General features: G+C 71.5%; 17 protein-coding genes and 3 tRNA genes. 15 read left to right on the top strand and 5 right to left on the bottom strand.

Going from position 1 to position 21,019, the window contains the following annotated elements; translation table 11 throughout:
- Positions 1-125: 125 nt before the first annotated feature.
- The gene (locus tag ACFQRD_RS01820; RefSeq protein WP_377803366.1) at positions 126-914 is read right to left on the bottom strand and encodes an ABC transporter permease; all 789 of its coding nucleotides are present in this window, start codon (positions 912-914) and stop codon (positions 126-128) included.
- Entirely contained in the window at positions 911-1,654 is a 744-nt protein-coding gene (locus ACFQRD_RS01815; RefSeq protein WP_377803365.1) for an ABC transporter ATP-binding protein, read from the bottom strand. Before ACFQRD_RS01815 ends, ACFQRD_RS01820 begins: the two co-directional genes overlap by 4 nt.
- Before the next feature lie 111 nt (positions 1,655-1,765).
- Here ACFQRD_RS01815 and ACFQRD_RS01810 point away from each other — a divergent pair, with 111 nt between their 5' ends.
- Complete coding sequence (locus ACFQRD_RS01810) at positions 1,766-2,869, top strand: sensor histidine kinase (protein WP_377803364.1); 1,104 nt, start codon at positions 1,766-1,768, stop codon at positions 2,867-2,869.
- A complete protein-coding gene (locus ACFQRD_RS01805; RefSeq protein WP_377794183.1) occupies positions 2,866-3,507 on the top strand; it encodes a response regulator in 642 nt (213 codons plus the stop codon). Before ACFQRD_RS01810 ends, ACFQRD_RS01805 begins: the two co-directional genes overlap by 4 nt.
- A gap of 94 nt (positions 3,508-3,601) precedes the next feature.
- Here the strand turns inward: ACFQRD_RS01805 and ACFQRD_RS01800 are convergent.
- Positions 3,602-3,675, bottom strand: a tRNA-Gly gene (locus ACFQRD_RS01800).
- A gap of 139 nt (positions 3,676-3,814) precedes the next feature.
- On the opposite strand from ACFQRD_RS01800, the gene ACFQRD_RS01795 reads away from it, so the two are divergent.
- The 3 genes from ACFQRD_RS01795 to ACFQRD_RS01785 all read left to right on the top strand — a co-directional run bounded on the left by ACFQRD_RS01795 (position 3,815) and on the right by ACFQRD_RS01785 (position 6,165).
- Positions 3,815-3,888, top strand: a tRNA-Pro gene (locus tag ACFQRD_RS01795).
- 84 nt (positions 3,889-3,972) lie between these two features.
- Positions 3,973-5,364, top strand: a complete 1,392-nt coding sequence (gene tig / locus ACFQRD_RS01790; protein WP_377803363.1) for a trigger factor — start codon at positions 3,973-3,975, stop codon at positions 5,362-5,364.
- Positions 5,365-5,568: 204 nt separating this feature from the next.
- Complete coding sequence (locus ACFQRD_RS01785; RefSeq protein WP_377803362.1) at positions 5,569-6,165, top strand: dihydrofolate reductase family protein; 597 nt, start codon at positions 5,569-5,571, stop codon at positions 6,163-6,165.
- 123 nt (positions 6,166-6,288) lie between these two features.
- On the opposite strand, the gene ACFQRD_RS01780 is transcribed toward ACFQRD_RS01785, so the two are convergent.
- Positions 6,289-7,122: an NlpC/P60 family protein gene (locus tag ACFQRD_RS01780; protein WP_377020302.1), complete on the bottom strand. Its 834-nt coding sequence runs from the start codon at positions 7,120-7,122 to the stop codon at positions 6,289-6,291.
- Between the two features lie 445 nt (positions 7,123-7,567).
- Here ACFQRD_RS01780 and ACFQRD_RS01775 point away from each other — a divergent pair, with 445 nt between their 5' ends.
- The 7 genes from ACFQRD_RS01775 to nrfD all read left to right on the top strand — a co-directional run bounded on the left by ACFQRD_RS01775 (position 7,568) and on the right by nrfD (position 16,487).
- Positions 7,568-8,170, top strand: coding sequence for an ATP-dependent Clp protease proteolytic subunit (locus ACFQRD_RS01775; protein WP_377020417.1), 603 nt, complete (start codon positions 7,568-7,570; stop codon positions 8,168-8,170).
- A 117-nt stretch (positions 8,171-8,287) separates the two neighbouring features.
- Positions 8,288-8,917, top strand: coding sequence for an ATP-dependent Clp protease proteolytic subunit (locus ACFQRD_RS01770; protein WP_377020418.1), 630 nt, complete (start codon positions 8,288-8,290; stop codon positions 8,915-8,917).
- Positions 8,918-9,180: 263 nt separating this feature from the next.
- Positions 9,181-10,521 carry an ATP-dependent Clp protease ATP-binding subunit ClpX gene (gene clpX / locus ACFQRD_RS01765; protein ID WP_377794513.1) on the top strand — a complete coding sequence of 447 codons (1,341 nt, stop codon included), beginning with the start codon at positions 9,181-9,183 and terminating at the stop codon, positions 10,519-10,521.
- Positions 10,521-10,859, top strand: coding sequence for a chorismate mutase (locus tag ACFQRD_RS01760; RefSeq protein ID WP_377794511.1), 339 nt, complete (start codon positions 10,521-10,523; stop codon positions 10,857-10,859). Before clpX ends, ACFQRD_RS01760 begins: the two co-directional genes overlap by 1 nt.
- A 53-nt stretch (positions 10,860-10,912) precedes the next feature.
- On the top strand, positions 10,913-14,266 hold the full coding sequence (gene fdh / locus ACFQRD_RS01755; RefSeq protein ID WP_377803361.1) for a formate dehydrogenase: 3,354 nt from the start codon (positions 10,913-10,915) through the stop codon (positions 14,264-14,266).
- Complete coding sequence (locus ACFQRD_RS01750) at positions 14,266-15,270, top strand: 4Fe-4S dicluster domain-containing protein (protein WP_377803360.1); 1,005 nt, start codon at positions 14,266-14,268, stop codon at positions 15,268-15,270. The genes fdh and ACFQRD_RS01750 overlap by 1 nt, the downstream gene beginning before the upstream one ends.
- Positions 15,267-16,487 carry an NrfD/PsrC family molybdoenzyme membrane anchor subunit gene (gene nrfD / locus ACFQRD_RS01745; protein ID WP_377803359.1) on the top strand — a complete coding sequence of 407 codons (1,221 nt, stop codon included), beginning with the start codon at positions 15,267-15,269 and terminating at the stop codon, positions 16,485-16,487. Before ACFQRD_RS01750 ends, nrfD begins: the two co-directional genes overlap by 4 nt.
- 41 nt (positions 16,488-16,528) lie before the next feature.
- Here nrfD and selD read toward each other — a convergent pair whose 3' ends face one another.
- Entirely contained in the window at positions 16,529-17,557 is a 1,029-nt protein-coding gene (gene selD, locus ACFQRD_RS01740; RefSeq protein WP_377803358.1) for a selenide, water dikinase SelD, read from the bottom strand.
- A 184-nt stretch (positions 17,558-17,741) separates the two neighbouring features.
- Here selD and ACFQRD_RS01735 point away from each other — a divergent pair.
- The 3 genes from ACFQRD_RS01735 (at position 17,742) to ACFQRD_RS01725 (ending at position 21,006) form a co-directional block, all read left to right on the top strand.
- Positions 17,742-17,833 (top strand) — tRNA-Sec (locus ACFQRD_RS01735).
- Between the two features lie 27 nt (positions 17,834-17,860).
- A complete protein-coding gene (gene selA / locus ACFQRD_RS01730; RefSeq protein ID WP_377020309.1) occupies positions 17,861-19,219 on the top strand; it encodes an L-seryl-tRNA(Sec) selenium transferase in 1,359 nt (452 codons plus the stop codon).
- Positions 19,216-21,006, top strand: coding sequence for a SelB C-terminal domain-containing protein (locus ACFQRD_RS01725; protein ID WP_377803357.1), 1,791 nt, complete (start codon positions 19,216-19,218; stop codon positions 21,004-21,006). The genes selA and ACFQRD_RS01725 overlap by 4 nt, the downstream gene beginning before the upstream one ends.
- The last annotated feature ends 13 nt before the right edge of the window (positions 21,007-21,019 follow it).

Here is a 21,019-nt window from a genome sequence, read left to right as displayed (position 1 = left end):
CGGGAGGGCCGTTCTGGCCCACGGCCGTCGCGATCACCGCCATCGATGACGAGGTCGCCGGGCGGATCGCGGAGCTGGTGCGCCGTGCCACCGGCTGATTCCGGCCGGGAACCGAGCCGCCGCCGTCAGTCCCAGCGGAACAGCCAGGCGGAGATCCCGACCCCGAGGACGAGGGTCAGGGTCAGCGAGAGCACGGAGGTGCCGGCGACCGGTTCACCGGCCCATGCCGCGGAGAGTCCCTCGACCGCGGCCCCGAAGGGCAGGTGGGAGCCGAGCTCGGCGACCGGCTCCGGCAGGGCCTCGGGTCCCCCGAACATGCCTCCGCTGGCGCCCAGGAGCAGGAACGCGACCAGACCGATGGCGACGGCGGAGTTCGGGGTCGGCGCCACCGCCGCGACGATCATCCCGGTGGCGTACAGAGCAGCCGCGGCCAGAGCCAGCACCCCCAGCGCCGGGAGCACGTCCACGGGAGGGTTCGCCCCGAACAGCGCCACCGCGAGGGCTCCCGCCAGGCCGATGCCCAGCGCTGATTGCAGAATGCTGGTGATGACCTGGGCGAGCATCACCATCAGCGGCGAAGCGGGCGTCACCCTCAGCCGACGCAGGACCCCGGTGCGGCGATAGGTCGCCAGGAAGCTCGGCATGTTCAGCACCCCCACCATCGTCAGCACCATCACGATGATCAGTGGCAGCACGAACAGGTCCAGTGCCGTGCGCCCGCGGACGATCTCCTGCTCGCCCGCCGACCCGGCGCTGGTGAGCAGGATCAGCAGCGGCAGGCCGAGCGGAACCAGCAGGCCAGCCGTGTCGCGCACGACCATCCGGATCTCGCAGCGGACCAGCACCAGCAGGGACCGCAGGCCCGGCGACCGGGCGGGGATCGCAGCGGGGACGTGTGCGTCGGTGGCATTCATTCGGAGACCTCCGGGTCATGGCCGGTGAGCTGGAGAAATGCTTCGTCGAGGGTTGAGGTGCCGCTGCGTGCGAGCAGCTCGGCAGGTGCGGCCGCGGCGATCACCCGCCCGGCCTCGAGCAGGACGAGGCGGTCGCACAGCCGCTCGACCTCCTCCATCGTGTGGGAGACCAGGAGGATGGTCACGCCCTCGGCGCGAAGGGTCTCGATGGTGCGCCACATGCGGCGCCGGGCCGCCGGATCCAGTCCCGTCGTGAGTTCGTCGAGGATGAGGATCCGCGGCCTGCCGGCCAGGGCGAGAGCGATGGAGAGCCGTTGCCGGCGACCCCCGGAGAGCTTCTCGAAGCGGACGTCGCGCTCCGCGGTCAGCTCGACGAGCTCGAGGAGCTCGGCCTGGGACCGCGGGTGGGGGTAGAAGCTGCGGTACAGCTCGATGAGTTCCGAGACCGTCAGGGAGGGGTGCAGCTGCGCCTCCTGCAGCTGCACGCCGAGGATCTGGGTGAGCTGTGCCCGGTCGCGGCGGGGGTCGAGCCCGAGGACGCTGATGCGCCCGTGATCCGGAGCGCGGAGCCCGGCGATCATCTCGACGGTGGTGGTCTTCCCCGCTCCGTTGACGCCGAGCATCCCCACCGTCTCGCCCTCGCGCACCTGCAGCGAGACGTCCGCGACGGCGACCGCGCCGCGGTAGCTCTTGGCGACGCGGGCGACCTCGATCACGGCTGGTGCAGGGGTGTTCGTCATATTTCGACGGTAGGCAGCGGCGGTTCGCCGCCGCGCGTGCCGACGGTCACCACCACGACCCATGACCATCGGCACGGGTGCCCGCGGGTGGCGCCGCTCTACGATGAGCGCATGCGACGACTGGGCACCGAGGGCTGGGCGGGGCTGGCGATGCTGGTCATCGCGGTCGCGGTGTCCATGCCGTCGCTGCTCGGGGTGATCGAGCCGCGGATCGCGCGACCGCTGTGGGCGCTGCTGCTGGTGGTGTTCCTCGCCGCCGTGTTCGGCACGGGCGCACTGATCAGGCGTCGCGGGGCGGCGATCGCGTCCCTGTGCTGTGCACTCGTGAGCGCATGGGCACTGATCCTCACGGTGCCCGCGACCGGCGTGCTGCACATCGTCGTCGTGCTGACGACCGCACTCAGCGTGTACGTGGTGCCGCTCCCGGTGACCGTGGCCATCGCCGTGGTCAACACCGCCGCGGTCCTGGGCGCGAGCCTGCTCGCCTCCAGCGGCCGCTCCGAGGCGCTGATGCTCGCCGGGTTCTACCTGATGATCCAGATCGCCTCGGCCCTCAGCACCGCCGCCCTGCTGCGGGAGAAGCGCCTGCGTACCGAGCTCGCGAGGGCGCACGTCGACGCGCGGGCCGCGAGCGTGATGCTCGCCGAATCCACTCGGACCGCGGAGCGGCTGCGGATCTCGCGCGAGCTGCACGACCTGATCGGCCATCAGCTCACCGTGCTGACGCTGAACCTCGAGGCCGCCCGGCACCTCGACCCGGAGCGGGCCGGGACCCATGTCGAGAAGGCCGACGAGGTGGCCCGGGCACTCCTGCGCGACGTGCGCTCGACCGTCGGCGAGCTGCGCGCGGAGCCGGTCGACCTCGCCGGGGCGCTGCGGGGCATCGTCGAGGGGATCCCCGGACTCGAGGTCGAGGTCCGGGTGGACCCTGACGTGCCGCTGACCGAGGATCAGGCCCTCGCCTTCCTCCGCCTGGCGCAGGAGGCCGTGACCAACACGATCCGGCACTCCGATGCCGGGCGCCTGGTCATCGAGCTGGGCCGCGACGGCGGCGACGTCGTCCTGGAGGCGCGGGACGACGGGGTGGGATCGGGGGTGCCGCGGCTCGGCAACGGTCTGCGTGGCATGCGCGAACGGTTCGAGGTGCTCGGCGGTGCCCTCACCATCGACGGCCGTGGCGGATTCCGCGTCAGCGGACGGTTGGAGGCGCCATGAGACGCGTCGTGCTCGCGGACGACCAGACGCTGGTCCGGGAAGGGATCCGCACCCTGCTGGAGGTGGCCGGGATCGAGGTGGTCGCCGAGGCGGAGAACGGAGTGACGGCGCTGGAGCAGATCGAGAGGCATCTGCCGGATGTGGCGATGCTGGATCTGCGGATGCCGCGCCGCGACGGGATCTGGACCCTCGAGCAGCTCCGCGCGCGGGGATGCAGCATCCCGGTACTCGTGCTGACCACCTTCGATGACGACGAGCTCGTGCTGCGGGCTCTGCGCGCCGGCGCCCGCGGCTACCTGCTCAAGGACGTCACCGTCGACCAGCTCGCCCGCGCTGTGGACACGCTCGCCGACGGCGGCACCCTGATCTCGCCGTCCATCACCGAGAGCCTGCTCCGGGCCATTCGCGCGGGCTCGTCGATATCGGGTGACGGGGCGCCGATCCAGCAGCTGACCGGGCGGGAGCTGGACGTGCTGCGGCTGATCGCCGAGGGGTACAGCAACCGCGAGATCGCGGGTCTGCTCCACCTGGCCGAAGGGACCGTCAAGAACCATGCCTCGACGATCCTGGCGAAGATGGGGGCACGCGACAGGACCAACGCCGTGCTGCGAGCCCTGCGCGAAGGAGTGCTGGGATGAGCGAGCGCGCCGAAGCGTGGGCGCGACCGACGGCCTGGAGGGCCCGAGGACGGCGCGAGCCGCGGCCCGATGGACGGTGCCGCGGCTCGCGCGCTGGAGCGGATGACGGGAATCGAACCCGCGTAATCAGTTTGGAAGACTGAGGCTCTACCATTGAGCTACATCCGCGTGGACCACTATTGAACCAGATCACCGGCGCAGGTGGCACACCCTCCAGCGGGTGTGGCGGGATGCATCTCCTCACAGCCCGAGACGGCGAGTCGAGCGCCATGCAGGGCGAGACGGTAATATCCCTCGGGTTGCCCTCCGGGGTGTAGCTCAGCTTGGTAGAGCACCCGCTTTGGGAGCGGGAAGTCGCAGGTTCAAATCCTGTCACCCCGACTCCGCCGACGGGTCGCCATGTGCGAGCTCCGAGGCGCTCGTGAGAACAGACCATAGACATCCATGTACAGGGAGACCTGACCAGTGAAGACCGAGTCCGAGAAGCTCAACCCGACCCGGGTGAAGCTCACCGTCGAGGTGCCCTTCGACGAGCTCAAGCCGGCCGTCGAGGCCGCCACGAAGAAGATCGCCGACCAGGTGCAGATCCCCGGCTTCCGCAAGGGCAAGGTTCCCTCCCGTCTCGTCGAGCAGCGCTTCGGTCGCCCCGCGATCATGCAGGAAGCCGTCAACGACGCGATGCCGGACCTCTACCAGAAGGCTGCCGCCGAGGCCGAGATCAAGCCCGTCGGCCGCCCCGAGGTCGAGGTCAACGAGATCCCCGGCCTGGACGGCTCCGAGGAGGGCAACCTCGTCTTCGTCGTCGAGCAGGACGTGCGTCCCGAGATCGACCTGCCCGACTTCTCCGCTCTCGAGGTGGAGATCGAGGAGCCGACGGTCGACGACGACGCCGTCGAGGTGCGCCTGACCGAGCTGCGCGAGCGCTTCGGCACCCTGGTGGGCGTCGACCGTCCCGCCGAGAACGGTGACTTCGTCTCCCTCGATCTCGTCGCGACCATCGACGACGAGGAGATCGAGACCGTCGAGGGCGTCTCGTACCAGATCGGCGAGGGCAACATGCTCGAGGGCCTGGACGAGGCCCTCACCGGCCTCTCCGCCGAGGAGACCACCACCTTCACCTCGAAGCTCGCCGGCGGCGAGCACGCCGGGGAAGAGGCGCAGATCAAGGTCACCCCGCAGTCCGTGAAGGTGCGCGAGCTGCCCGAGGCCGACGACGAGTTCGCCGAGATGGCCTCCGAGTTCGACACCATCGACGAGCTCAAGGAGGACCTGCGCAAGCAGGCCGCCACCGACGCCGAGGGCAACCGCGTAGCACTGGCCCGCAACGCCCTGCTCGAGAAGCTCCTCGACGAGCTCGAGATCCCGGTGCCCGATCAGCTCGTCCAGGACGAGATCAACACCCACCTCGAGAACGAGGGCAAGGAAGAGGGCGACCCGCACGGCGAGGAGATCCGCGAGGACACCGCCCGCGCCGTTCGCGCCCAGTTCCTGCTGGACGAGATCAACGCGACCCGCGAGGTCAACGTCGACCAGAACGACCTCATGAACTACATGAGCCAGCTCTCCCAGCAGTACGGCGTCGAGCCGAACCAGCTGATGCAGATGCTCGCGCAGTCCGGTCAGCTGGAGCAGATCTTCGCCGAGGTCCAGCGCTCCAAGGCCCTGGACATCGTCCTGGCCGACATCACCGTCAAGAACACCGACGGCGAGGTGCTCGACCTGGGACTCGACGCCCCGGCCGATGAGGAGTCCGGCGAGGACGAGTCCGCTGAGGACGAGCCCGCTGCCGAGGCGAGCGACGACGAGGCCGGCGATGAGAGCGCCGCCGAGGAGTCCGAGGACTCCGCGGCGAAGTGACCGCCGGCTGCGGGCGCTGAGCTCGCAGCCACCATCGAGACGGGCCGTCGTCCCCACCCGGGGGCGGCGGCCCGTTCGCATGCCCGCACTGCGCCGGGCCATCGAGCTCGCCCGGGCCCGGCGGGTGCGCTCGCAGGTCCGGAGCACGCCGCGAGTATCGTGGGCCGGAGCACATCAGGCGCCGGCGAGCAGCGGGGAGCGGTCATGGGCAAGGTCACCTGGGGGTTCACCGCGTCGCTCGACGGCTTCATCGCCGGGCCCGGGCACGACATGAGCTGGCTGGAGGACCTGGCCGCTCGCGAGCACGAGGCGCACAGCACGGAGGGCGCGGGACTCGAGGACGGGGTCGTCGAGGCGCTGGCCGGTGAGGTGGGAGCGATCATCTCCGGCCGCGCAGGGTACGACGCCGCCCTCGCGCAGCGGGACCAGCGCGGCGAGCTCACCTCCGAGGCCTACGGCGGCGCCTTCAGCGGCACGGAGTTCATCCTGACCCACCGCCCCGAGGAGCTCGCCGAGGATCCCGCGGTCGTCCCGCTGGACTGCCACGTCACCGAGGCGGTGCGTCGCGCTCGCGAGGCAGCCGGCGCGAAGGACGTCCAGATCATCAGCGCCGACATCGCCCGGCAGGCCCTCGAGCACGATCTCATCGACGAGATGCAGGTCTTCGTCGCGCCCGTCTTCCTCGGCGACGGCACCCGGATCTTCGAGGTGCCCGGTGGGCGCCGCGTGGACTGGGAGCTGGTGGGTGCGATCCCGGGAGCGGCACGTTCGCTCGGACGGGTGTACCGGCCGCGGCGCTGAGCGGCCCCGTTCGCGACACTGCTGCGTGTCCGGCTATGCCGCGCCGGATACCCGACGGCCTCACGACGCACGAGGGCCCGGCCTCCATGCGGAGACCGGGCCCTCGGTGAGGAGCTGAGCGGATCAGCGGTAGGTGACGAACCCGATCGGGTTGCCCCAGATGCCGCGCTCGACGACCTGCTGCTTGGAGCCGGAGGCGTCGATGATCTGGCCGTCGCCGGCGTAGATCGCGACGTGGCCGGAGTAGGCCACGATGTCGCCCGGCTGCGCCTCGGACTGCGAGATCATGCGGCCGCCATCGGTGATGGCGCCGCTCGTGCGCGGCACGTCGATGCCGGCTGCCTGGTAGGCGTACTGGACCAGGCCGGAGCAGTCGAAGCCCTCGCTGGGGGAGTTGCCGGCCCAGCTGTAGTGGGTGCCGATCACGGAGCGGGCGGCGTCCACGATGGAGCTGCTGCTGGAGCTGGAGGAGCTGGTCGGGACCGAGGCGCCGCCACCGGAGGGCACGCCGGACTCGCCGTTGAGCGAGCCGCGGGTCTCGGGGCCGACGACGCCGTCCACCTGCAGGCCGTTGCTGGACTGGTAGTCCTTCACAGCGGCGTGGGTCTTGGGGCCGAAGATGCCGTCCTCGGCGAGGCTCGCGCCGTGGTCGTTCAGCGCGGACTGGAGGTCCTCCACGTTGCCGCCCTCGGAGCCCCAGCGGAGCTTCTCGGTGGAGTCGAGGACCGCGGTCGGCGCCGCCTCGGCCGGAGCCGCAGGCGCGGACTGCACGGAGGGGGCTGCCGGAGCGGAGGGCGCGCTGGGCGCGGCCTGCGCGGCGCCGCCGCCGGAGAAGGCGGACCCGACCACGACGGTGCCGAGGACGGCGGCTCCGCCGAGTCCACGGGCGGCGTTCTGGGCGTTGAGGACGGGAGAGTGGGCGCGACCGGGGATGCGGTGCGTGTTGTGCTTCGCCATGATGTGCGGATCGTTCCTTCCGGCTCCGACCTGTTGGGTCGGGATGTCTTACGGGACTATGTGACCACCGGCTTGTGGGCGATCTTGTGGGTGATGCGTCCACCGTAGGAGCGCTCGGGCCAGGAACCGAGGGGCTTGAAACAGCCCGGCAGGGGACTTGGGGGGACCTTTACGTCATCCCGACCATTCGGGACCGGACCCCGCCGCGACTTGACTCTCGCGGGAGTCGTGGACCACAGGCTGCCTGCGTGCCATGACCGTGGGACGAGGCGGTTGCTCGGGAGCGGACGGCGGGGCCCGGGTGCCGCGATCCGGCCTGACCGCTGAGCCTTGGGCGAACAGCGCACCCCGGCGCGGTCGCCAGCGCTTAGAGTCGTCTCATCGCCAATCCCGCCACGAAGGAGACACTGTGACCTCCCAGAGCACCGACAGCCCCCGGCCGAGCATGGCGGCCGGGGACAACCCCATGGGCATGGGCCTCGACGACAACGTCTACCAGCGCCTGCTGCGCGACCGCATCGTGTGGCTCGGCTCCGAGGTGCGCGATGACAACGCCAACGCGATCTGCGCGAAGATCCTGCTGCTGGCGGCCGAGGATCCGGACAAGGACATCTACCTCTACATCAACAGCCCCGGGGGTTCGATCACCGCGGGCATGGCCATCTACGACACGATGCAGTACGTCCAGCCGGACGTGGTGACGATCGGCATGGGCATGGCGGCGTCGATGGGCCAGTTCCTGCTCTCCTCGGGCGCCAAGGGCAAGCGCTACGCGACCGCCCACACGCGCGTGCTCATGCACCAGCCGCTCGGTGGCCTCGGCGGCACCGCCACGGACATCAAGATCCAGGCCGATCTCATCCTGTCCATGAAGCGTCAGCTCGCCGAGCTGATCGCCGAGCAGACCGGCAAGACGGTCGAGCAGATCACCGAGGACTCGGACCGCGACCACTGGTTCACGGCCACCGAGGCTCTCGAGTACGGCTTCATCGACAAGATCGTCACCGGTTCGGGTGACGTCACGGGCGGCGGCGGCACCGACGACTGACCGCCCCTCCGTCACCATCAGACCCGCTTCCAGCAAGGAGAACCCGTGACCTTCGATCCCCGCACCATCGGCTCGCTGCCGGCCGCCCAGGCCGGCGGCTACGGCCAGGCCGCTCCCATGCCGACGTCCCGCTACGTGCTGCCGCAGTACGAGGAGCGCACGGCCTACGGCCTCAAGCGCCAGGACCCCTACACCAAGCTGTTCGAGGACCGCATCATCTTCCTCGGCGTCCAGGTCGACGACGCCTCGGCCGATGACGTCATGGCCCAGCTGCTGGTCCTGGAGTCCCAGGACCCCGACCGCGACATCACGCTGTACATCAACAGCCCCGGCGGCTCGTTCACCGCGCTGACCGCCATCTACGACACGATGCAGTACATCAAGCCGGACATCACCACGGTGTGCCTCGGCCAGGCGGCCTCGGCCGCCGCGGTGCTGCTGGCCGCAGGGTCCCCGGGCAAGCGCCTGGCGCTGCCCAACGCCCGCATCCTCATCCACCAGCCCGCCATGGGCGGCGAGGGCGGCGGCGGCCAGGCCTCCGACCTGGAGATCCAGGCCAACGAGATCATGCGCATGCGCGTCTGGCTCGAGGAGACGCTGGCCCACCACACGGGCCGCACCACGGAACAGATCAGCACCGACATCGAGCGCGACAAGATCCTCACTGCCGCCGGCGCGCTCGACTACGGCCTGGTCGACCAGGTCCTGGAGTCCCGCAAGGAGCTCCGCCAGCAGGTCTCCTCCTGAGTGCTCGCCGCGGCCGGGCGGTCCTCGCCCGGCCGCGGCGTCGCACCGGCGGCGACGGGTCCGTCGGCCGCTTCCCGCCTCCCGGTGCGCCGGGGCACGGGGAGCAGTCGCCGGGCCCGCTTCCGCACCCGGCACCCCGAGGACTAGCCTCCCGTATCGCGGGGGACCGACGCGGTACCGTGGTCGGGTGCGCGAGATCCCGGGTCGGGATCCCGCGAACCGCGATGACCGCATGGACGACGGCCTGACGAAAGGACACGGAGATGGCGCGCACGAGCGATGGGGCCGACGTGTTCAAATGCTCCTTCTGCGGCAAGTCGCAGAAACAGGTCGAACGGCTGATCTCCGGGCCGGGCGTGTACATCTGCGAAGAGTGCATCGAGCTGTGCAACGAGATCATCGCCGAGGAGATCCAGGCCGCGCAGCCCGCCGCCGAGGAGCAGGCACCGCTGCCCACCCCGCAGGAGATCTTCGGCTTCCTCGAGGAGTACGTCGTCGGCCAGATCCCGGCCAAGCGTGCCCTCGCCGTCGCCGTCTACAACCACTACAAGCGCGTGCGCGCGCAGGAGAACGGGGAGACCGCGCCCGCGGCGAAGTCCGCCGCCGCCGCGCTGGCCGAGGAGGCCGGCGGGGAGAAGGACGAGATCGAGGTCGCCAAGTCCAACGTGATGCTCGTCGGCCCCACCGGCTGCGGCAAGACCTACCTCGCCCAGACGCTCGCGCGACTGCTGGACGTCCCGTTCGCGATGGCCGACGCCACGGCGCTAACGGAGGCCGGGTACGTCGGCGAGGACGTCGAGAACATCCTGCTCAAGCTCCTCCAGGCCGCCGACTACGACGTCAAGAAGGCCGAGCGCGGCATCATCTACATCGACGAGGTCGACAAGATCGGCCGTAAGTCGGAGAACCCGTCGATCACCCGGGACGTCTCCGGCGAGGGCGTGCAGCAGGCCCTGCTGAAGATCATCGAGGGAACGGTCGCGGCCGTTCCGCCGCAGGGCGGGCGCAAGCACCCCCATCAGGAATTCATCCAGATCGACACCACGAACGTCCTGTTCATCGTGGCGGGCGCCTTCGCAGGCATCGAGGACATCATCACCTCCCGCATCGGCCGGCGCGGCATCGGCTTCGGGGCCGAGCTGCACACCGCGCTCGAGCAGGAGGCCGTCTACTCCGAGCTGGTGCCCGAGGACCTGCTGAAGTTCGGCCTGATCCCCGAGTTCATCGGCCGCCTGCCGGTGATCACCTCCGTCTCCAACCTCGACCGCGAGGCGCTGATCCAGATCCTCACCGAGCCCCGCAACGCGCTGGTGCGGCAGTTCCAGAAGATGTTCGAGCTCGACGGCGTCGAACTCGACTTCGAGCGCAGCGCCCTGGAGGCCATCGCCGACCGAGCCATCGAACGCGGCACCGGCGCGCGCGGCCTGCGGGCGATCCTCGAGGAGTCTCTGCAGTCGGTCATGTTCGAGGTCCCCTCGCGCCACGACGTCGCGAAGGTGGTCATCACCGAAGGAGTCGTCACCGAGGGCCGCGCCCCGCTGATGGTCACCGGCAAGGACAGCGACCGGGCGGTCGACGACTCGCGGCAGGATCGCTCGGCCTGATGTCCCACTCCTCGTCCGCCGCGTCAGCCGACGACGCCGACCGCGCGAAGGAGCTGCTGCGCCAGGAGCGCCGCAGCATCGACAACATCGACGCCGCTCTGGTGCACCTGCTCGCAGAGCGCTTCGCCCACACCCAGCGGGTGGGCGTCCTCAAGGCCACCCACGGCCTCCCTCCCGCCGACCCTTCCCGCGAGCGCGAGCAGATCCAGCGGCTGCGCTCCCTGGCCGACACGGCCGGCCTCGACCCGGTGTTCGCCGAGGCATTCCTGCGCTTCATCGTCACCGAGGTGATCCGCCACCACGAGCGCCTGCGCGACGAAGGCTCCGAGACGGCCTGACCGCCCGGCAGGTCGATGGCGGAATCCGGGGCCGCGCTGGTAACGTCGCTCACATGGCTCGCCCCCTGTTCCTCGAGTGGCCGGTGATCCGGCAGCTGCGCGGCAAGGATCCGATGGGCCGGGGGTCTGCGGTCACCTCGCAGGCCACCCGGGACAAGGCTCCACGCACCGCAGATGCGGACACCGTCGTCCAGAGCGTCTGCCCGTACTGCGCCGTCGGCTGCGGCCAGAAGATCTACGCCAAGGACAACAAGGTCATCCAGATCGAGGGTGATCCCGATTCCCCGATCTCCCGCGGCCGCCTGTGCCCCAAGGGCGCCGCCAGCGAGCAGCTGGCCAACTCCCCGCGCCGTGTCACGACGGTCCGGTACCGCCGGCCCTATGCCAGCGACTGGGAGGACCTCGACCTCGACACCGCGCTGGACATGATTGCGGACCGCTTCCTGGAGGCGCGACGCCACCACTGGGAGGACGAGGACGAGCAGGGGCGGCCGCTGCGCCGCGCGATGGGCATCGCCTCCCTCGGCGGAGCGACCATCGACAACGAGGAGAACTACCTCGCCAAGAAGCTCTTCACGGCGGCCGGCGCCATCCAGATGGAGAACCAGGCGCGCATTTGACACTCCGCCACGGTCCCCGGTCTGGGGACCTCGTTCGGGCGTGGCGGCGCCACGCAGTACCTGCAGGACATGGCCAACGCCGACTGCATCGTCATCCAGGGCTCCAACATGGCCGAGGCCCATCCCGTCGGCTATCAGTGGGTCATGGAGGCGCGGGCCAAGGGCGCCCGGGTCATCCACGTCGACCCGCGCTTCTCCCGCACCAGTGCCAACGCGGACAAGCACATCCCGCTGCGCGCCGGGACGGACATCGTGCTGCTGGGCGCGGTCATCAACTACGTCCTGACCCATGACCTCTGGTTCGAGGACTACGTCCGGGCGTTCACCAATGCCTCCTCCCTGATCGACGAGGACTACGTCGACGCCGAGGACGCCGACGGCCTGTTCTCCGGCTTCGATCCGGACCAGGGCTCGTACGACATGGCCTCCTGGCAGTACGACGACTCCTCGGCCGACGGGGACAACGACTCGCAGCTGTACGCCTCCCATGAGCGTTCCGGGCGTGCCAGCGGCGAGACCGCGGAGGACGGCGAGGCGCAGGGGGAGTCGCACGGCTCCGGCGGGCCGCCCCTACAGCGCGGCGCCCCGGCGCGCGACGAGACGCTGCAGGATCCCCGCACCGTCTTCCAGATCCTCAGGCGCCACTACGCCCGCTACACCCCGGAGCTGGTCGAGGAGACCTGCGGCATCTCCCGGGAGGACTTCGAGTACCTCGCCCGTTCCATGGCGGAGAACTCGGGACCGGAGCGCACCACCTGCTTCGCCTACGCGGTGGGCTGGACCCAGCACATCGGCGGGGCCCAGTTCATCCGCGCCGCCGGGGTGCTGCAGCTGCTGCTGGGCAACATGGGTCGTCCCGGCGGTGGGATCATGGCGCTGCGCGGCCACGCCACGATCCAGGGCTCCACAGACATCCCGACCCTGTTCAACCTGCTGCCCGGATACCTGCCGATGCCCAAGGTCGGCTCGCACAGCAGCTTTCGCGAGTACGTCGACTCCATCGGCAGCAAGAGCCAGAAGGGATTCTGGGCGAACTCCGAGGCCTATGCGGTCAACCTGCTCAAGGCGTGGTGGGGAGACGCCGCGACCGCGGAGAACGACTGGGCGTTCGACTACCTGCCCCGCCTCAGCGGCCCCCACGGGACGTACCAGACCACGATGCGGATGCTCGAGGACGGGCTCGACGGATTCTTCCTGCTGGGCCAGAACCCCGCTGTGGGCTCCGCCAACGGGCGCATGCAGCGGCTGGGGATGTCCCACCTGAAATGGCTGGTGGTGCGCGACTTCAACATGATCGAGTCCGCGACCTGGTGGAAGGAGGGGCCGGAGATCGAGTCCGGGGAGCTGCGGAGCGAGGACATCGGCACCGAGGTGTTCTTCCTGCCCGCCGCGAACCACACCGAGAAATCGGGCTCCTTCACCCAGACCCAGCGCCTCGTGCAGTGGCGGGACCAGGCCGTGACGCCTCCCGGCGACTGCATGAGCGAGCTGCAGTTCATGTACGAGCTGGGCACACGGATCCGGGATCGGCTGGCAGGCTCCGAGGATCCGCGGGATCGTCCGCTGCTGGACCTGACCTGGGACTACCCGCTGACGGAGCACGGGGAGCCCGACCCCGAGTCGGTGCTCAAGGAGATCAACGGCTACTACGTCGGCGGGGAGAGGGACGGCGAGGCCCTGTCCTCCTACACGGAGATGACTGCTGACGGCACCACCGCCGGCGGCTGCTGGATCTACACCGGCGTCTACGCCGAGGGCATCAACCAGGCGGCGCGCCGCAGGCCCGGCAGCGAACAGGACATCACTGCCGCGGAGTGGGCCTGGGCGTGGCCGGCGAACCGCCGGATCCTCTACAACCGTGCCTCGGCCGATCTCGACGGGAAGCCGTGGAGCGAGCGCAAGAAGTACATCTGGTGGGACGAGGACCAGCAGCGCTGGACCGGCAAGGACGTCCCGGATTTCCCGGTGGAGAAGTCCCCGCACGACGTCGGGGACGCCGATCTGGGAGGCGCCGAGGCGCTCGCCGGCAATGACGCGTTCATCATGCAGGCCGACGGCCGCGGCTGGCTGTTCGCCCCCTCGGGCATGGTCGACGGGCCGTTGCCCACCCACTACGAGGCGGTCGAGTCCATCATCGCCAATCCGCTGTACCGCCAGCAGGCCAACCCCACCCGGGTGGCGTTCTCGGACCCCGACAACCTCAACGGGCCCGGCATCACCGGCACCGCGGGGGAGGTGTACCCCTACGTGTTCACCACGTACCGGCTGACCGAGCACCACACCGCCGGTGGTATGAGCCGCTTCCTGCCCTACCTCTCCGAGCTGCAGCCCGAGCTGTTCTGCGAGGTCTCCCCGGAGCTGGCCGAGGAGGTGGGCCTGGAGCCGTACGGCTGGGCCACGCTGATCTCCCCGCGCTCGGCGATCGAGGCGAAGGTGGTCGTCACCCGGCGGATGACGCCGCTGCAGATCGCCGGGCGCACCGTGCACCAGATCGGCATGCCGTACCACTGGGCGCAGGGCTCCTCGGCGATCGTCGAGGGTGACAGCGTCAACGATCTGATCGGCATCAACCTCGATGCCAATACCCAGATCCAGAACTCCAAGGTGATCGCCTGCACGGTGCGTCCCGGGCGGCGCCCCCGCGGAGCGGCGCTGCGCGACCTGGTCACCGAGCATCAGCACCACGCCGGCATCGACATCCACACCGGCGTGGAGAGGATCATCGCCCCCGAGCGTCACCGGGGCGAGGCCCCGGACCCCACCGGCACCACGCGAGAGGAGCAGTGATGGGATCGCTGACGGAATCGGCAGGAGACCCGGCGGCGGATACGGGCTGGGGGCACACCCATCCCCGCAAGGGCTTCTTCACCGACACCTCCATCTGCATCGGGTGCAAGGCCTGCGAGGTCGCCTGCAAGGAGTGGAACAACAACCCGGCCGACGGCGAGTTCGAGCTGCTGGGATCCTCGTTCGACAACACCGGGCAGCTGGGGGCGAACACCTGGCGTCACGTGGCCTTCGTCGAACAGGACTCCGAGCGGATCGACGAGGCCAGGGAATCCGGCCGCAAGCTGGTCAGCCTGGGAATGCCGACCGTCGGTCCCCGCAAGGACGCGCCCGCCCCGGGCGCCGGCACCACCGCGACCGACACCACGATGCCGGACACCCCGGAGTTCCGCTGGCTGATGTCCTCGGACGTCTGCAAGCACTGCACCAACGCGGGCTGCCTGGACGTGTGTCCCACGGGGGCGCTGTACCGCACCGAGTTCGGCAGCGTCGTCGTCCAGTCGGATGTCTGCAACGGCTGCGGGACCTGCGTGGGCGGGTGCCCCTTCGGGGTGATCGAGCGCCGCGACGACGGCACCGTGGCCCCGAGGTCCTCCTCGAAGGAGATCGAGCAGGACGTCCCCCACCGCGGCACCGCGAACAAGTGCACGCTCTGCCACGACCGCCTCGTCGACGGGCAGACGCCCGCCTGTGCGCAGACCTGCCCGACCGAGTCGATCAAGTTCGGTGACCGCGAGGATCTGGTCGAGGCCGCCGAGGAGCGCGTCCAGCAGCTCCACGGGCAGGGCATGACGGAGGCGCGCCTGTACGGCGCCAATTCCCAGGACGGCGTCGGCGGCATCGGCTCGGTCTTCCTCCTGCTCGACGAACCCGAGGTGTACGGGCTGCCCCCCGATCCGCAGGTGCCCACGAAGGAGCTGCCGCAGATGTACCGCACGGCCGGGGCGGCCGCGCTCGGGATGATCGCCGCCACCGCCCTCGCGTTCCTGGGAGCGCGCCGGTGACCGACTCCGCTGACTCCGGCCGCGCCGTCACCTCCGAGTTCGACGACTACCGGCCGCCCGAGCCCGCCCGACGCGGCCGCCGGCGCCGGGACGGGCCGCCGCGCGAACCTGACCAGATAGATCGGGCGAACCCCGTGAACCAGTCGAACTCCGGGGGCGGGGCGGGGTCGAACGAGCCGCCGAGCAGCACGACGGACGGCGAGTTCGACTCGTACTACGGCCGCCCCGTCGTCAAGGCGCCGCCGTGGGAGTGGCCGATCGGGCTGTACTTCTTCGTCGGCGGCCTCGCGGGCGGCTCCGCCCTGCTGGGTGCCGGCGCCGCCGTGACGGGTCGGCCCCGGCTGCGGCGCAACTCGCGCTTGACCGCCCTCGGCGCGGTCAGCATCGGTCTGCCTGCTCTGGTGTACGACCTGGGCCGCCCGGAACGATTCCTGTACATGCTGCGCGTGTTCAAGCCCAGCTCCCCGATGAGCATGGGCACCTGGCTGCTGACAGCCTTCGGCACTGCCGCCGGCTTCGCCGCGGCGGGCGAAGTGGATCGGATGTCGGGGGAACGGCTGCCGCTGGGACGGCTGCGGCCGCTGCTGCGGGTCGCCGAGTGCGCCGGCGGGACGACGTCCGCGGTGCTCGGCGGTCCTCTGGCCGCCTACACGGCGACTCTGCTGGGCGACACGGCGGTTCCCACCTGGGCCGCCTCCCGGAAGTCGCTGGCCTACGTGTTCGTCTCCTCGGCCTCCCTCGCCGCGGGCGGCACCGCCCTGGTCACCACGCCTGTCCGGGAGACCGGGCCGGCGCGCGCCCTGGCGGTGGCCGGGGTGGTCGGGGACCTGGTCGCGACGCGCCGGATGCGGGGGCAGATGCATCCTCTCGAGGCCGAGCCGCTGGAGAGCGGGAGCGCCGGGTGGAAGCTGAAGCTCTCCGAGGGCCTGGCGATCGCCGGCGGTCTCGGTGCCCTGCTGGCCGGTCGCAGCCGGCCGATCGCGGCGGCGAGCGGCCTGGCCCTGGCTGCGGCCTCGGCCCTGACCCGGTTCGGTGTGCTGGAGGCCGGGCTGGAGTCGGTCAAGGATCCCCGGCGCACGATCGAGCCCCAGCGCGAACGCCTCGAACGGCGTCGCGCGGAAGGCGTGGTCGACGACTCGATCACCACGGGACCGCGGCAGACCGGCGGGCGGCCGGACGAGCCGACGTCCTCAGAGCGGGCGGAGCAGCCGCAGTAGCCCCAGCACGCGGCTCGGCCGGGCGAGTGCGAGTCCCGGCCTCACCGCACCTCGATACCCGTGCCCTCCACGATCTCGCCGATGATCGGGTAGCCCGGCACCTCGCCGACGACCAGCAGGCCGCCGGAGGTCTGTGCGTCCGCGAGCAGCAGCAGGTCCTCCTCGGTGATCCCGTCGGCCGCCCGCAGGTGCTCACGCACCCAGTCGAGATTCCGGCGGGTCCCGCCCGAGACGTAGCCGTCCCGCAGCGCCTCGGCCGCCCCTTCGACCAGCGGCACGGCAGAGCGATCGAGGACTGCCCCCGCCCCGGAGGCGCGCACCATCTTGAACAGGTGCCCCAGCAGGCCGAAGCCCGTCACGTCGGTCGCCGCCACCGCGCCGGCGGTCAGGGCGGCCTGCGCGGCGTCCCGGTTCAGCTCGGTCATCGTCGCCACGGCCGCCTCGGACACCTCGCCGGTGGCCTTGTGGCGGTTGTTCAGCAGCCCCACCCCGATGGGCTTGGTCAGCGTGAGCGGCCGGCCCGGCCGGGCGGCGTCGTTGCGCAGGAGCCGGTCGGGGCGGGCGATGCCCGTGACGGCCATGCCGTACTTGGGTTCGGGGTCGTCGACGCTGTGCCCGCCGATGAGGGGGACTCCGGCCTCCTGGGTGACCGCCAGGCCGCCCCGCAGCACCTCGCGCAGCAGCTCCATGGGCAGCACGTCCCGCGGCCAGCCCACCAGGTTGATGGCCACCACCGGGTCGCCGCCCATCGCGTAGATGTCCGAGAGGGCGTTGGCGGCGGCGATCCGGCCCCAGTCGTAGGGATCATCGACCACGGGGGTGAAGAAATCCGCGGTCGAGAGCACCGCGGTGTCCCCATCGATCCGCACGGCGGCGGCGTCGTCCCCGTCGTCGAGCCCCACGATCACGCTCTCGTCGACCTGCCCGGCAAGCGCCGAGACGGCCTCCTCCAACTCGCCGGGCGGGATCTTGCAGGCGCACCCGCCGCCGTGGGCCATCGTCGTCAGGCGGATGCCGGGGCTCGCGGCGCCGGTCGGAGTCGCGGTGCTCGGGGCTGCGTCGGCCGTCATGGCACCGAGTCTACGGACGAGGTGCTCGGCACGTCAGCAGGTGGTCGCCATCCCGCGACAGGTGTCGGTCGGGTGCCGATGCGCCCTTCCGATCGGTCGCGCCGGCGCCTGACGTCCAGCACGCACCCGAGACGCGCCGATACGCTGAGCAGGACCGTTCCGGCTGATCCGGCCGGAACGACTGGGAGGCGTCCGTGTCCTGGTGGTCACCCCGGTCTTCAAAACCGGTGAGGGCGAGCATCTCGCCCTGGCGGGTTCGATTCCCGTCCGCCTCCGCTCCCGTCGGCCGAGAAGGAGGGGACCGTGCGCGAGGACCAGCGTGAGACCGCCGAGGACCCGCGCCGCCGCATCCCCCGCACCGACCGGCTGCTCGCCCACCCCGAGGTGGAACGAGCCCGCGCTGCGCTCGGCGAGCACGTCGTCCGCGGCGTGGTCCGCGCCGTGCAGGACCGCGCCCGCGGTGGCCACATCGCCCCCGAGGACGTGCCGGCCGAGGTGCTGCGCGCCCTCGGGGACCGGCCGTCGGCCTCCCTGCGGCCGGTGCTGAACGCCACCGGCGTCATCGTCCACACCAACCTCGGCCGCGCCCCGCTGTCCGAGCCCGCCCGGCAGGCCCTGCTCGAGGCCGCCGGGTACACCGACGTCGAATTCGACCTCGCCCAGGGCACCCGCTCCCGCCGCGGCGCCGGGGTGCGCACCGCACTGCTCGAGGCATGCCCCGACGCGGAGGACGCCCTCGTGGTCAACAACGGCGCCGCCGCCCTGGCCCTGACCACCACCGCCCTGGCCGCCGGGCCCGAGCGGGACGACGTCATCGTCAGCCGCGGGGAGCTCATCGAAATCGGCGCCGGCTTCCGCCTGCCCGATCTCATCACGTCGACCGGCCCCACGCTGCGCGAGGTCGGCACCACGAACCGCACCCACGTGGCCGACTACACCGACGCGATCGGCCCCGCCACCGCCTGCGTGCTGCGCATCCACACCAGCAACTACCGCATCAGCGGCTTCACCAGCGCGGTCCCGATCGCCGAGCTCGCCCCGATCTGCCGGGACGCCGGCATCCCCCTGATCGCCGATCTCGGCAGCGGACTGCTGACCCCCGAGGCCCTCCTGGCCGACGAGCCCGATATCGCGACCGCCCTCCGTGACGGCGCCGACCTGGTCATCGCCAGCGGCGACAAGCTCCTCGGCGGCCCCCAGGCCGGGATCCTGCTGGGACGGGCCGACGTCATCGCGCGCCTCGCCCGGCATCCCCTGGCCCGCGCCGTCCGCGCCGACAAGCTCGCGCTCGCCGCCCTCGAAGCCACGCTCGCAGGACCCACCGCACCGGTGCTCGAGGCGCTGCGCACCGATCCCGAGGCGCTTCGGGAGCGCACCGCTCGCCTCGCCGAACGGGTCGACGGGCGGCTCGTCCCGCACGACGGCCGCGTCGGCGGCGGGGGAGGCGCCGAAGTGCCGCTGCCCGGCTGGGCCGTCGCGCTCGAGCCCGAGCTCGCCTCCCCGCTGCGCACGGGCGATCCCGCCGTCGTCCCGACAGTGCGCGAGGGGGAGTGCCTGCTCGATCTGCGCTGCGTGCCGGAGGCCGACGACGACTCGCTGGTCGAGGCGGTCCGGGCGGCCCGGGACACGCTCGCCGGGCGCGAGGAGCGCCCCACGCGATGAGGCAGGTCATCGCCACCGCCGGACACGTCGACCACGGCAAGTCCACCCTGATCCGGGCGCTGACCGGCTCCGACCCCGACCGGCTGGCCGACGAGAAGCGCCGCGGGCTGACCATCGATCTCGGCTTCGCCTGGACCACCCTGCCCTCGGGCCGCGAGGTCTCCTTCGTCGATGTGCCCGGCCACGAACGATTCCTGGGCAACATGCTGGCCGGCATCGGCCCCGCGCCCATCGTCTGCTTCGTGGTCGCGGCCGACGAGGGCTGGCGGGACCAGTCCGCTGACCACCGCGACGCCATCGCCGCCCTCGGCATCGATCAGGGCATCCTGGTCATCACCCGCGCCGATCTGGCCCCGGACCGCGTGGAGGAGGTGATCGCCCAGGCGCGCGTCGAGCTCGCCGGCACCGGCCTCGGGCAGGCCCCGGCGCTCGCCGTCTCCGCCGTGACCGGGGCCGGGCTCGACGAACTGCGGGAGGCGCTCGACGTCGCGGTGACCGGCGCCCGGCAGCCCTCCCCGCACGAGCGGGTGAGACTGTGGGTGGACCGCTCCTTCACCATCTCCGGGGCCGGCACGGTGGTCACCGGAACCCTCGCTGCCGGCACCCTCGCCCGGGAGCAGCGGCTCGAGCTGTGCGGCGCCGAGCATGGGGGAGAGGTCGTGGTGCGCGGCCTGCAGAGCCGCGGCGGCCCGGTGGACCACCTCGGCCCCGTCAACCGCGCCGCGGTGAACCTGCGAGGTACTGCCCCGGAGGAGATCGGCCGCGGGGACGCCCTGGTCACTCCCGGGGCATGGAAGGTCACCGGAAGCATCGACGTGCGACGGGTGACCGGCGCGAGCTTCGCCGATGCGCCCACCGAGCTCGTGGTGCACGTGGGGACCGCCGCCGTTCCCGCCCGGGTGCGCCCCTTCGGAGACGACCATGCCCGTCTCACCCTCACGCGCAGCCTGCCGTTGAGCGTCGGGGACCGCATGGTGCTGCGCGGCGGCGGCAGCCGCCGGGTCCGCACAGGGGTGAGCGTGCTGGACGTGGATCCGCCCGCCCTGGCCCGCCGGGGCGAGGGGACCCGGCGCCGCGAGACGCTCGAGGCCATGCCGCTGGGCGGGGATGCCGCCGCCGAGGTCGCACGGCGAGGTGCAGTGCGTGCCGAGATCCTGGTCCGCTTCGGGATCCCCCTCCCGTCGGGCCGCCATCCCGGCGTGGAGCGTCACGGGGACTGGCTGGTGGATACGGACTCGATGGAGAGGTGGACGACCCGGCTGCGCGAGGCGGTGACCGCCGACCGGACGAGCGACCCCCTCTCGGCAGGCCTCCCGCGCAAGGCCGCGGCCGACGCCGTCGATCTGCCCCACCCTGGCCTGTTGGACGCCGTGGTGGCCGCCGCGGGCCTGCGCCAGGCCGACGGCCGAGTACGTGACACCGCGGCCACGGAGGGGCTCGGGGCGGCGGAGGAGTCCCTGCGATCGCTCGAGACCCGTCTCGCCGCCGAACCGTTCAGCGCCCCCGACGCTGATGACCTTCGTCGGCTAGGTCTGGGCCCCCGCGAACTCGCCGCCGCCGCGCGTCAGGGACGGCTGCTGCGGCTGCCGGGCGAGGTGATCCTGCTGCCGACCGCGCCGGCCCTCGCGATGCGGGAGCTCGCAGCCCTGTCGCAGCCCTTCACCGCCTCCCAGGCGCGCCAGGCGCTCGGCACCACGCGCCGGGTCGCGATTCCGCTGCTCGAGCACCTGGACTCCCGCGGATGGACGCGCCGGCTCGACTCCGGGCACCGGGAGGTCGTGCGCTGAGCCGTGCCTGCGG

Source organism: Brachybacterium sp. GCM10030268 (assembly GCF_042666305.1).
In the GTDB taxonomy this organism is placed as follows: domain Bacteria; phylum Actinomycetota; class Actinomycetes; order Actinomycetales; family Dermabacteraceae; genus Brachybacterium.
Note: the sequence above shows the minus strand (reverse complement) of the source record. Positions and strands in the feature narration are given on the sequence as shown.

What these genes read in the sequence shown, in the direction of transcription:
- ACFQRD_RS01820 (WP_377803366.1), bottom strand. Translation starts at nt 914, where the DNA reads ATGAATGCCACCGACGCACACGTCCCCGCTGCGATCCCCGCCCGGTCG.
- ACFQRD_RS01815 (WP_377803365.1), bottom strand. Translation starts at nt 1,654, where the DNA reads ATGACGAACACCCCTGCACCAGCCGTGATCGAGGTCGCCCGCGTCGCC.
- ACFQRD_RS01810 (WP_377803364.1), top strand. Translation starts at nt 1,766, where the DNA reads ATGCGACGACTGGGCACCGAGGGCTGGGCGGGGCTGGCGATGCTGGTC.
- ACFQRD_RS01805 (WP_377794183.1), top strand. Translation starts at nt 2,866, where the DNA reads ATGAGACGCGTCGTGCTCGCGGACGACCAGACGCTGGTCCGGGAAGGG.
- ACFQRD_RS01785 (WP_377803362.1), top strand. Translation starts at nt 5,569, where the DNA reads ATGGGCAAGGTCACCTGGGGGTTCACCGCGTCGCTCGACGGCTTCATC.
- ACFQRD_RS01780 (WP_377020302.1), bottom strand. Translation starts at nt 7,122, where the DNA reads ATGGCGAAGCACAACACGCACCGCATCCCCGGTCGCGCCCACTCTCCC.
- ACFQRD_RS01775 (WP_377020417.1), top strand. Translation starts at nt 7,568, where the DNA reads ATGGCGGCCGGGGACAACCCCATGGGCATGGGCCTCGACGACAACGTC.
- ACFQRD_RS01770 (WP_377020418.1), top strand. Translation starts at nt 8,288, where the DNA reads ATGCCGACGTCCCGCTACGTGCTGCCGCAGTACGAGGAGCGCACGGCC.
- clpX (WP_377794513.1), top strand. Translation starts at nt 9,181, where the DNA reads ATGGCGCGCACGAGCGATGGGGCCGACGTGTTCAAATGCTCCTTCTGC.
- ACFQRD_RS01760 (WP_377794511.1), top strand. Translation starts at nt 10,521, where the DNA reads ATGTCCCACTCCTCGTCCGCCGCGTCAGCCGACGACGCCGACCGCGCG.
- ACFQRD_RS01750 (WP_377803360.1), top strand. Translation starts at nt 14,266, where the DNA reads ATGGGATCGCTGACGGAATCGGCAGGAGACCCGGCGGCGGATACGGGC.
- selD (WP_377803358.1), bottom strand. Translation starts at nt 17,557, where the DNA reads ATGACGGCCGACGCAGCCCCGAGCACCGCGACTCCGACCGGCGCCGCG.
- ACFQRD_RS01725 (WP_377803357.1), top strand. Translation starts at nt 19,216, where the DNA reads ATGAGGCAGGTCATCGCCACCGCCGGACACGTCGACCACGGCAAGTCC.